Genomic DNA, 9,531 nt, shown 5'->3' on the forward strand with positions numbered 1-9,531 from the left:
AAGGAGGAAGAACCCACCCCCACCCCGCCAGGCCACCCAAAGAGCCACGACCCAAGGCGCCCCACCACCACACCCGTCACTCATCCAGATGCAGCGTCACCTTGACCGGTCGGACGTGAAGCCGAAGGCCGGCCCGCTGCAAGGTTCGACAAGCTTCCTGCAAGGTCTTCTACCAGCCCCTGTTCAGCCGGTCGGCGCAGGTTGGAGGTCGGTACGAGACAACGACCGGGCGATCCGCCCGGCGCGGGAAGGAGCACACCTTGTCGACCGGCAGAGCCTGGGCCCGAGGGGACACCGGACCCCTCCACCCCCTGACGATCCGAACAGAGCGAACAATTCTCGCTGTCGTGCACGGAGCCCAATCCGGGGACCGGCTGAACGACTTCCTCGACCTGATCGAACGAGACCCCCGGATCCAGGTGGTCTGGTCACTCGCGCCGGGTTCGTGCTTCGAGCGCAGCGGGCGCGAGTTCTTGCGGGACATGGACGCGGCCGTCCTGCCTTGGGAGGAAGCGGTCAGGCACAGGTACGATCTGGTGCTCGCCGCGAACCAGGGGTTGCTGGAGCAGGTTCGGGGCCCGGCCCTGATCCTTCCGCATGGCACAGGGGTGTCCCGGATGGTCGTGCGCGGATCCGGGTACGGGCCGGCGGTCGCGCGGCCGGTGGGCGGCGCGGTGTACGGAGCCCTGGTGCGGTACGGGCGGATCGTGCCCGCGGCGGTGGGTATCGCGCACTCGGACCAGCGTTCGATCTTCACGGATCTGGACACGGCGTTCGAGTCCGTGGTGCACGTGGTCGGCGACCCTTGCTTCGACCGGGCCCTATCCGCGCTTCCTCGGCGGGAGGAGTTTCGCCGGGCGGTCGGTGTGGCGGCGGACGAACACCTTGTGGTGGTCTCCAGCTCGTGGGGGAGGACCGGGGTCTGGGGCGTCAACCCCGATATCGTCGACCGGCTCATGAGGGACCTCCCGCACGATCATGTCGCCGCCATGATCCTCCACCCCGGGATCTGGTGGGTCCACGGCCCGCGTCAGGTACTGGCCTGGCTGCACGACGCCCGACATCGGGGGCTGAGGGTGCTCGCGCCCTTCGCCGACTGGCAGGGGCTTCTGGTCGCCGCGGACGTCGTGATGGGCGACCCCGGATCGGTCACCGCCTACGCGGCCGGTCTAGGGGCCCCGACCCTGTTGGCGGGGGGCGGTCTCGTAGACGTGGCTCCCGGTTCGACCCCCGAGCTCCTCCACCGGATCACCCCGAACCTCCCGGTGGGCGAGCACGCCGTGGCGCACCTCGAGGACATCGTGGAGCGGTGGAGCCCGGAGTGGAGTGCACGGGTGTACGCGCGGCTCACCTCGGTGCCGGGGCGTTCCGCCGGGCTGATCCGTGCCCTGTCGTACCGCTTGATGGATCTGGCCGAGCCCGTTGTACCTGCCGTCCTGTCCCCGCTGAGCGGACCCACCTTCGTGGGCTCCGCCTCGATGAAGGAGGGGTGGCGAGCCGCGTGATCACTCCTGAGCTTCGTGTGGTCCGCTGCCGTTTGGTCGTCGACACCTTCGGTTCCGACCCCGGGATCCTGGACGAACAGGTCGGTGTGCGTATGGCGGCCGACACCCCTCGGCGCTGGCTGCACTCCGCCGACATGGTGGGGATGGTCACTGGATTAGGGCCGAGTGTGGATGAGGTTTTCGGTCGGCTGCCGGGCTGTCGGGCGATCGTCTCCACCGGTTCCTCGTTCCTGGTCCACATTCGGGACGTGGCGCAGGCGATCCCTGTTCCGAACGCGGCCTCCGCCTTGTCGGTCGCCATGCTCGCCGGGTCTTGTCCATGGGACCACCGTGATCGTTCCGCGCTGGTGGGGGAGTTGGGCCGGTCGGCGCTCAAGGTCGAGAGGAGTAAGGGGGAGACTCCAGCCGCCGACGTGTGGATTCGGCTTCGGGGGAGTCGAGTTCGGTGTACGTGGACAGTGCTCGGTTGAGCAGTGTCCGTGCCCGGTCGAGACGGCCTTGGGCCTCGGCGATGTCGGCGGACATCACCTGGGCCCTCGCCTTCTCGGCCCTGGCGCCGATCCTTTCGCTGATGTCGAGGATCTCCTTCAGGATCGCGAGCACGGTCTCGGTATCGGCCGTCGCCAGATGGGTGGCGGCCAACCCCACCAGCGTTCGCGTTCGCATGTACGGTTCCGCCACCGGGTCGAAGTACTCCAGTGCGCGATGGAAGTGGTCGATGGCCGCAGTGTGTTCACCGAGGTCGCGGCCGGCTTCGCCCAATCGCCGCAGCATGAGGGCGATTCCTCGGTCCCTGCCCAGGCGCGTGTGGATGTCCAGAGCCCGCTCGAAGTACCGCCTGGCGTGCCGGGGTCGATCCATGGCGAGTTCGCAGACGCCGCGACCTTCCAACGAGGACGCCTGTCCAAGCTTGTGCCCCGCTCGTCCCCACAGTTCCAGGGCCCGATCATGGAGTCCCGCGGCCTTTTCCGTCTCCCCGAGTGTCAGCCGCAGCCCGGCCAACGCGTTGAGCATGTTCGCCTGTGCAGCGGGGTCCCCCGAGGCGGTGGCCGCGTCCAGACCGTGGGTGTGGGTCTCCCCCCAGGCGTCGAAGTGCTTGCGGACCATGAAGAGGTTGCGCAGCGCTTCGCACAGTTGCCAGCAGATGGCGTGCCTTCCCGTGGCACCGCTGAACCGCACGATCGCACGAAGGGCCTCCAGCTCGTTCTCCAACCACTCCAAGGCGTGGGACCTGGTACCGAACCCACGACTCGGCAGGCGATCGAAGACCGGAGCGAGGTGCCAGCGGCCCGGATTCAGGGTCTGGTCGGCCGCGGCGGCGGTGGTCAGGTAGTACTCCAGCACCCGGTCCAGAGCGTCCTCCACCGCCTCCGTCGGCTCGTCCTCCTCGGCCCGCGTGCGGGCGTGCAGTCGGATCAGGTCGTGTTGACGGAATCGGCCCCCGGGGATTTCCTCCAGGAGGTTGGCCGCCACCAGGTGGGCCAGGCGGTCCTCGGCGTCGAGCGGGCCCGTGGACAGCAGCGCCGCCGCGACCTCGACGGTCAGGTCTCGAGCCGGCAACACCCCCAGCAGCCGGTACAGGCGGCGGGCGATCTCGGGCAGTTGCCGGTAGGAGGTGGTGAACACGCCGTCCACGGAGAGCTCCCGAGTGTGGCTGAGCACGGCGAGACGTTCGCCCTCGTCGGCCAGGCGGGAGACCAATCGATCCAGGGGTTGGTGGGGGCGTAGAGCGAGTCCGCCGACGGCGGCGCGCAGAGCCAGGGGGAGCCGTCCGCAGAGCCCGACGAGTCGCCGGGCAGAGGCGGGATCCTCCCCGGCGCGGTCATCTCCGAGCATGCGCGTCACGAGTTCGAGGGCTTCGTTCTCACCCAGTGGCCGAACGTTCAGGAAGTCCGAGCCGTCCAGCCGAAGGCCGGACAGGTGTAATCGTGTGGTCACCACGACCAGATGCCGTCCCTGTCCGGGGGTGAGGGCCCGGACCTGGGCCGCCGATATGGCATTGTCCAACAGGAGGGTGATCCGTTTCCCGTGGGTCCGGCTGCGGAAGGCCGCGGCCCGGGCGTCGAAGGACTGGGGGATCGCGGCGGGTTCGGTCCCGAGGGCTCGGAGGAAGGCGTCCAGGACGTCCGAGGCGTCGGTGGGCCCGGACTCGGTGAACCCCTGGAGGTCGGTGTACAGGGTGCCGTCGGGAAAGTGCTCAGCGATCGTGTCGAGGAAACGCGTGGCCAGGGCGGTCTTGCCCACGCCTCCGGTGCCGGTGAGCACCATGATCCGGCCATCTCCCTCACTGGCGATCTCGTTCCGGAGGGCCTCCATGCGACGGAACTCGGTTGCACGGTCGGTAAAGATCCGTGGTGGCATCGGTAACTGTCGGGGAACGGGGTCGGAACCGGCGGCTACCAGGTGCACGGAACCATGGATGGTTCCGGTCTGGATCACCGTTCCGCCGTGCACGGCCCCCGTGGTGTTGTCGACGGGGGCGCGCCGGTCACCTTCCTGAGGAGGCATAAGGGGGCTTTTCTCTCGTCATTGACAGAGAGGGTTGTGCCCCCCGGCGTCGGATGTATTCCCTGCCCACGCATCCTCACGTGCAGGTTCATGGTCTCCTCAGATCAGGGCGTGAAGCGCCCAAGATGCGGCAAAGGGTTCGAATCAGGGAGAGAGAAGCAGTGTTCTTCCGGTGTGTTCGGGAACGACGGGGGTGCGTCCAACTGTGGGAGGTCTTGTGGAGATCACCGGCATCATCAGCGCACTCATCGTCGGCATCATCATCGGTGCTCTGGGGCGGCTCATCGTTCCCGGCAAGCAGCACCTGCCGATCTGGCTGACCCTGGTCCTAGGCATCGTGGCCGCCTTCCTTGGCGGGTGGATCGCCAGTTTCTTCACCTCCGCCTGGCTCCTGGTCCTGATCGTCCAGGTACTGGTGGCGGCGGGGATCGTCTATCTCGCCGATGGGATGTACACGAAGAACGCGGGCAAGACCGCCTGACCACCCGCGCTCACTCGCGATTCTCAACCCGAGGTCACCGGATCCGATCCGGTGACCTCGGCCACGTGTGCGGTCCGACCGGAGCGGACGGACCGCTCGGCGGCGGCCAGCACCGCCACGACGTCGCGGCCGAACCGCAGGTCGCAAGGGTCTCCCAGATCCCCGGCCGCCTGGGTCAGCAGTCGGTCGATCGCGGATCCGAAGGCCTCGGCGGCGCTCCGATCACCCCCGGGGACCGAACGCCAACCTGATTCCCCGTACAGGTCGATGTCGAACGCCCTGGCCTCGGGGGCCGCGTCCAGGGTGACCGAGAAGGATCCCACCGCCCCGTCCCGGTGGCGGGTCAGCAGGTGCACGCTGTCCCGGGGCCCGCTCAACGCGGTGACCTCCTCGACCGGCCCGAGCACGGGCAGTACCACCGAGAGCAGGTGCGGCCCCACGTCCCACAGGCCGCCCTTCTCCCGGCGCCAGGGCGAAGCACCGTAAGGGTTGCCCGGCTGGAAGATCGAGGCGAAAAGGGTGGCCCGGGCACCGTGCCAACCACCTTCGGCGGTCGCGGCGCTCAGAAACTCGTCCACGTTGTCGGAGAAGCGGTTGGTGAAGAACACCACCGAGGCCAGACCGCGTGATTCGACCTCGGACACCAGGGCGTCGGCCACGTTCGGATCCAGGGCGACCGGTTTGTCCAGCAGTAGGTGGCGGCCGGCCCTGGCCGCTCGCAGCGCCAGTTCACCCTGGACGTTCGGCGGCAGGGCGATGGCGACGGCGTCGACATCGGTGATGAGCGCGTCCACGTCGTCGTAGGGTCGGGCGCCCAGGTGTTCGGCCAGGTCGGCGGCCTTGGCGGGGTCGCGCCCCCACACCCCGACGAGCCCCGCCTCCGGGTGCGCGGCCAGCGCCGCCCCTTGTGTCTGGCGAGCCCAGTAGCCGGTGCCCAACAGCCCGAATCGCAGTCCCATGCGTTCCTCCCAGGTCAGGAATCCACCTTGAGCACCTTGGCGCATGGAATCGCTCCCAACAAGGGGGAGGGATGAATTGGGTGCACGGCCCACGTCGCCTTCTTCGCCCCCGAGGCCTTCGCCGATCCGATCACAGAGGCGGGCGGTGCCCAGGCCGGGGCCGACGCCGTGTAAGGGCTTCTCGGCAAAGGTGAGGCCAGCGTCTGACGTGGCCGGATGCGGACGCGGCCTCCGCGACCGTCAACGACGAATCCACAGGTCGTTCGGGCTTTGGCCGACGAACGGTCATCGCGACGCCCGGCACGGATTCCGTAATCCCCTGGTGGAACCCCTTCGCCTCCCCCATCATGGATTCTCTGGGACCGAGTGCCGAGGCACAGGCCGGAAAGAGGGAGCCGGCCCACCTCGGCCCGAGGGAGGCGGGCGTGCGGTGGGGGACACACCCCATGCCGTGCGCGGTGTTCCCGCCTGTCCACTGTCGATGAACGCTCCCCGAGACCCACCGGCCCCGTGCTTCTTCCGTGGGCCGACGCACCCCGCATGCTCTGCGCTCACCATCGAAGGGGGACGATGTGGTGAGACTTGACCCGATGAGCTTCGACCCCGAGCCGACCGTGGACCGGGAGGCGCTCGAATCCGTGTTCGCCGACCACCTGTCCGAGGCCGCGGTCCGCGCCGCCGCCCTCATCTGCGGAGGATGGAACCTGGCCCTGCCCGACGATTCCACCCGCCTCGACCTTCCCGTCTTCACGGACGCGAGGGGCGCCGCGAACTGGATGGCCGCCAACACCGAAGCCCTGCTCTCCTGTGTTCGTGGGGCCGAGGAGGGCCGGAGCCACCTGACGGTCTGTCGGATCGTGGAGTCGTTGGAGGTCCATCTGCGCGGAACCGGCCGTGCCCCGGAACTGGTGGAGTTGCTGCGCGCCGCGCTGGCCTGCGCACGCGAGATGGAGGACACGGTCTGGGAGGCCCGCACACGTAACCTCCTCGGACTGACGCTGCTCGAAACCGGGGCGCTCACCGGCGCCGAGCGGGAGTTCGAGGCGGCCCTGGCCTTGGCCGACGTCGACGAGGACGAGCGCGGACGCGCCTTCGCCCTGGAGGGGCGGGGCATCGTGGCCCAGAGGGACCGCAGGGACGACGAGGCGCTGTCCCTGTTCGAACGCGTCCGCCCCCTCAAGGAGGCGTTGGAGTGGCCACACGGGATCGCCGTCCTCGACCTGTTGGTCGGTCGCTCACTGCTCAACTCGGGCAGGTTCGAGCACGCCATGGAGCGACTGGACTTGGCCATGGCGGTCTTCGACGGCACGGGTGAGGACGCCGTGCCGGACGAGGTGAACGCGGCCAAGGTCCGATCGGAACGCGGTCGGGCGCTGATCGCGGCGCGACGGTTCGCCGACGCCCGCGAGGAGTTGCACGAGGCGCGCGAGGACTTCGAAAGGCATGACCAGGTCTCGCCGTTGGCCCGGGTGTGCGAACTCCTGGCCGGTCTGGGGCAGTTGAACCGGGAGGACGACTGGCGCAGGCACCTGGTGGAGGCGGAACGACTCTACGAGCGGATCGGCGACACCACCGCCGCCGAACGGGTCCGTCGCCACCTCCAGATGTAGCGCTCCTTCGGGTTTTCACGGGAACCACCCTTGACAGCGTGTGGCCGGGCATTGACGATGGGGCGACTGCAACCGTTTGCACCAATCGGACTCCGGATTCGGTGCGCAGTCGGAGTGCAGTCGGGTCACACAACCGGTGCGGACGACCCCCGCTGATATCCCCTGACCCCCACCGGAAGAGAGGCACCCCCATGTCCATCCAGCGCAAGAGACGACCCGCCACCACAGTGGCCATGGCCGCCGTGGGCGGCGCGGCACTGCTCGCCGGGGCCTGGTTCGTGGTCCCCGGCCAGCAGGTCGACGGAGAACTCACCTCGGGCTCGGACCCGCAGACCCTCGCCGACCCGCACAGCGACACCCCGGTCGGCTACGCCGCCATGAACGGCGGTACCACCGGTGGGTTCGGCGGCGACAACGTCGAGGAGTACGTCCTCAGCGAGTACGCCTCCTGGAGTGAGGAGAGCACCCCGGGCGAGGCGCTGTACCAGCTGCTCAAGGACCACGACGACGGTGGCGACGGAGTGGTCGTCCACGTCGACGTCACGGTCACCGCCGACCAGGTCGACGAGCAGAAGATCGACGTCAAGGACGTCGCCAACGTGTCGATCCTCGGGGTCGGCGACTCGGGCGAGTTCGACGAGATCGGCTTCAAGATCACCCGCTCGGAGAACATCGTTTTCCGCAACCTGAACATCCACCACGTCTCCCAGGGCGAGGGCGACGCCCTGGAGGTCACCGAGCAGAGCTCCAACGTGTGGATCGACCACAACGACTTCAGCAGTGAGAAGGAGGGCGTCGACAAGGACCACTACGACGGCCTGGTCGACATCAAGCACGGCTCCGAGTACGTCACCGTCTCCTGGAACCGGTTCAGCGACCACTGGAAGACGTCGCTGGTCGGCCACAACGACTCCGCCGACGCCGGCCCGGACCTCATCACCTACCACCACAACCACTTCAGCAACCTCAACACCCGTGTGCCGCTGATCCGGCACGCGGACGTGCACATGCTGAACAACGTGTTCGAGGACATCGACGGCTCGGCGATCAACGCCCGCATGGGCGCTCAGGTGCTGGTCGAGGGCAACCACTTCGACAACGTCGGCTCCGGTGACACCGACAGCCACGACGGCCAGATCGAGGGTCCGGTCGGCTGGTGGTACGGCAGCTCCGAGACCGGTTACTGGAACCTGGTGGACAACGAGTTCACCAACGGCACCCCGTACGAGCACCTGGAGTCGACCACCGACTTCACGGTTCCGTACGACTACACGGCCCAGAGCCCCGCGGACGCCAAGGCGGACGTCGAGGAGTTCGCCGGCACCGGGGTCATCGACACCTCGTCCTGACCCGACCCGATGGTGGCGCCGGACCTTTTCGGATCCGGTCCGGCGCCGCCCCGCAAGCGTTTGCACAAAACCGTCGATCAGCGCAGGCGGTGCGCCCCCCTGGACGGCAGCGCGGTGAACACCTCCGGGGCGCCGAAACCGCGTTCGGCGAAGGCCGCACGCACCGCTTCGGCGCAGCCGTCCACCCGGCCGTCGTCCACGAGCGCGATCACGCATCCGCCGAACCCGCCGCCGGTGATCCGCGCGCCCAGCGCACCTGCGGCCAGCGCCGCGTCCACCGCGGTGTCGACCTCGGGGACGCTCACCTCGTAGTCGTCGCGCAGGGAGACGTGCGAAGCGGTGAACAGCGGGCCCACCTCGTGCGGGCGACCGTCGCGCATCAGCTCCACGGTCTTCAGGACCCGGTCGTTCTCCGTCACCACGTGCCGGACCCGGTCGCGGGTGACCCCGTCGGGCAGTTCCGCCAGGGCCTTGGGCAACGCCTCGACGGTGACGTCGCGCAGTGCCCGCACTCCGAGGAGTCGGGCGGCGTTCTCACAGGTCCGTCGGCGTTCGGCGTAGGCGCCTTCCACCAGCCGGCGCGGTGCCTTGGTGTCCACCACCAGCAGCCTCACACCGTGCGCGGCGAGGTCGAACGGCTCCTGTTCGGTGGCCAGGGAACGGCAGTCCAGGAACAGCGCCCTGCCCTCGTCGGAAAGCATCACCGCGGACTGGTCCATGATTCCGCAGGGCATGCCGACGAAGTCGTTCTCGGCACGCTGCGCCAGGCGCGCGACCTCGGCCGGGGCGGGTTCGTCGCCGTACAGCCCGGTGGCGGCCAGGATCGTCGCACAGCACAGCGCGGCCGAGGTCGACAGCCCGCTGCCGGCCGGGATGGTGCTGTCCACCAGCAGGTCGAGCCCGCCGATCCGGTGACCCTCGTCGAGCAGGGCCCACAGCGCCCCCGCCTGGTAGGCGGCACCTTCCGGGACCGTGTCCGGGGCCAGACCCGTCAGGTCGAACTCGTGGGCGCCGGGGAACTGCGAGGACCGCACACCCACCCGCCCGTCCGTGCGGCGGGCCGCCGCGATGGTCAGGCTGTGCGGCAGGGCCATCGGCAGCGCGAAACCGTCGTTGTAG

General features: G+C 68.9%; 7 protein-coding genes. 4 read left to right on the forward strand and 3 right to left on the reverse strand.

The window, feature by feature from the left end; genetic code table 11:
• Positions 1-347: 347 nt before the first annotated feature.
• Positions 348-1,505, forward strand: coding sequence for a hypothetical protein (locus tag K8V84_RS15930; RefSeq protein ID WP_304075672.1), 1,158 nt, complete (start codon positions 348-350; stop codon positions 1,503-1,505).
• Positions 1,506-1,877: 372 nt separating this feature from the next.
• On the opposite strand, the gene K8V84_RS15935 is transcribed toward K8V84_RS15930, so the two are convergent.
• Positions 1,878-3,821: a tetratricopeptide repeat protein gene (locus K8V84_RS15935; RefSeq protein ID WP_304075675.1), complete on the reverse strand. Its 1,944-nt coding sequence runs from the start codon at positions 3,819-3,821 to the stop codon at positions 1,878-1,880.
• Positions 3,822-4,230: 409 nt separating this feature from the next.
• Here K8V84_RS15935 and K8V84_RS15940 point away from each other — a divergent pair, with 409 nt between their 5' ends.
• Positions 4,231-4,494, forward strand: coding sequence for a GlsB/YeaQ/YmgE family stress response membrane protein (locus K8V84_RS15940; RefSeq protein ID WP_304075678.1), 264 nt, complete (start codon positions 4,231-4,233; stop codon positions 4,492-4,494).
• 23 nt (positions 4,495-4,517) lie between these two features.
• Here the strand turns inward: K8V84_RS15940 and K8V84_RS15945 are convergent, their stop codons facing one another.
• Positions 4,518-5,453 carry a Gfo/Idh/MocA family oxidoreductase gene (locus K8V84_RS15945; protein WP_304075681.1) on the reverse strand — a complete coding sequence of 312 codons (936 nt, stop codon included), beginning with the start codon at positions 5,451-5,453 and terminating at the stop codon, positions 4,518-4,520.
• Positions 5,454-6,043: 590 nt separating this feature from the next.
• Here K8V84_RS15945 and K8V84_RS15950 point away from each other — a divergent pair.
• Entirely contained in the window at positions 6,044-7,063 is a 1,020-nt protein-coding gene (locus K8V84_RS15950; RefSeq protein WP_304075684.1) for a hypothetical protein, read from the forward strand.
• 191 nt (positions 7,064-7,254) lie between these two features.
• Positions 7,255-8,412 (forward strand): polysaccharide lyase family 1 protein, encoded by a 1,158-nt coding sequence (locus K8V84_RS15955; RefSeq protein ID WP_304075687.1) that lies wholly within the window; start codon positions 7,255-7,257, stop codon positions 8,410-8,412.
• A 77-nt stretch (positions 8,413-8,489) separates the two neighbouring features.
• Here K8V84_RS15955 and galK read toward each other — a convergent pair.
• Positions 8,490-9,531: galactokinase (gene galK, locus K8V84_RS15960; protein WP_304075690.1), on the reverse strand; the 1,042-nt coding region annotated here is incomplete at its 5' end.

Origin of the sequence: Nocardiopsis listeri, from assembly GCF_020741345.1 — a bacterium.
Classification (GTDB): Bacteria; Actinomycetota; Actinomycetes; order Streptosporangiales; family Streptosporangiaceae; genus Nocardiopsis; species Nocardiopsis listeri_A.